The sequence below is a fragment of the Streptomyces lonarensis genome (assembly GCF_012033735.1).
Classification (GTDB): Bacteria; Actinomycetota; Actinomycetes; order Streptomycetales; family Streptomycetaceae; genus Streptomyces; species Streptomyces lonarensis.
In genome coordinates this window covers 1-1,699 of the sequence record NZ_JAAVJD010000445.1, presented here as the reverse complement: position 1 = coordinate 1,699, position 1,699 = coordinate 1, and the positions used below count along the sequence as shown (strand labels likewise).

The window sequence follows — 1,699 nt, the reverse complement described above, 5'->3', positions numbered from 1 at the left end:
CGGCTGACCGCCCGCCCGGCGCCGCGACCGACCGGCACCCCGTCCGCCCGGCTGCGCGGGGCCGACCGTCCGAGCCCACGCGGGCCGCGCCCGCTCGGAGGCGCGGGGGCCGACCCTCCGGGCCCGCGCGGCCGCACGGGACCGGCCGTCCGCGCCCGCCCGCCCCCGCGCCCGTACGCCGTCAGGAGACGCTCAGCACGATCTTCCCGCTCAGCCGCCCCGCCGCCAGCGCCCGGTGCGCCTCGGCCGCCTCCGCCAGCGGGTACACGGCGTGCAGCGGGAGGTGCAGCGACCCGGCGCGGTGCAGCGCCACCGCCTGGGCCAGCCCGGCCGCGGCGTGGTCGACCGGGCTCTCGCCACTCGACGAGAACCGCGCCCCGTGGCGCCGGGCGGCCACCGGGTCCACCACCGTCAGGACCCGGTCCGGCGTGCCGGCCAGCGCCACCGACTCCCCGAGCACGTCCGCCCCCGAGGTGTCGAGCACCGCGTCGACACCGCCCGGGACCGTCTCCCGGACCCGGTCGGCCACGCCCTCGCCGTAGGTGACGGCCATCGCGCCCAGCGCCGCGACCCGCGGCACCGCGGCGGCCGAGGCGGTGCCGACGACCCGCGCGCCGCGGGCGAGCGCGAACCGCACCGCCATGGCGCCGACCACGCCGCCCGCCCCATGGACCAGCAGGGTGTCGCCGGCCCCGACACGCAACTCCGCCAGCGCCCGCCAGGCCGTCTCCGCGGCCACCGGGACCGCGGCCGCGTGCTCCACGTCCATGCCCTCCGGTACCCGCGCCACCCGGTCGCGGTCGGCCACGGCCTGCTCCGCGTAACTGTGCGGTGCGAGCCCCATCACCGCCTCGCCGACCGAGAGGTCGTGCACCTCCTCACCCACCGCGTCCACCGTGCCCGCCAGCTCCGAACCGGGCACGAACGGCAGCTCCAGCGGCCACGCGCCCGCCATCGCGCCGGAGCGCAGCTTGGCGTCGAGCGGGTTGACCCCCGCCGCCCGGACGGTGATCCGCACCTGCCCCGGCCCCGGATGCGGCTCCGCCGGCTCCAGCGGGGTGAGCACCTCCGGACCGCCGTACTCGGCGAAGGCCATGGCCATGGGCATCGCGGCACCCGCTTCCCGTCGCCCGCACCGGCCGGTGCGGTGGATGGACAGCTACGGCTGCCAGTGTCGCGCGCCCCGGCCCGGAGCGCGCCCCGGGCGCCCGGCCCCGCTCCCGCGGCGCACCGCCCGGCGAAACGCCCCCGCGCGCCCCGGCGGCGGCCGGATCACGGTGGTCCGCCGAGCATCGGTGACCAAAACCCTTCGCAAGGGCGGGAGTTGCCGCAATTCGCCCACCGTTGCGACGCTCCGCCCGTACGCTGTACGCCTGTCGGCACCGCGCACACCCGCGGTGCCTTTCTGTGATCTGCAGGGGCGCGGACGGCCGCGAGGGGGAGACCATGGACCGCATCCGGACGCTGGTGGTGGACGAGCACCGGGTCTTCGCGGAATCGCTGGCCACCGCGCTCTCCGCGGAGCCCGACGTCACCGCCGTCGCCGCGGGCGGGACCCAGGCCGCTGGGCGGCTCCTCGGACGCGCCCGCGCCTCCGGCGAGCCCTTCCACGTGCTGCTCGCCGACGCCGGGCTGCTGCCCGAGGCGGCCCCCCGCCCCACTGCCGCACCCGTCACCGCCCCCGCGGCGACCGCCGCCC

Annotated in this window: 2 protein-coding genes; one reads left to right on the top strand and one right to left on the bottom strand. The window is 79.4% G+C overall.

Annotation, left to right across the window (positions count from 1 at the left end):
• Nucleotides 1–181 precede the first annotated feature (181 nt).
• Nucleotides 182–1,108: an NADP-dependent oxidoreductase gene (locus tag HCN56_RS25425; protein WP_167974983.1), complete on the bottom strand. Its 927-nt coding sequence runs from the start codon at nt 1,106–1,108 to the stop codon at nt 182–184.
• 338 nt (nt 1,109–1,446) lie between these two features.
• On the opposite strand from HCN56_RS25425, the gene HCN56_RS25420 reads away from it, so the two are divergent.
• Nucleotides 1,447–1,699: helix-turn-helix domain-containing protein (locus HCN56_RS25420; protein ID WP_512700880.1), on the top strand; the 253-nt coding region annotated here is incomplete at its 3' end.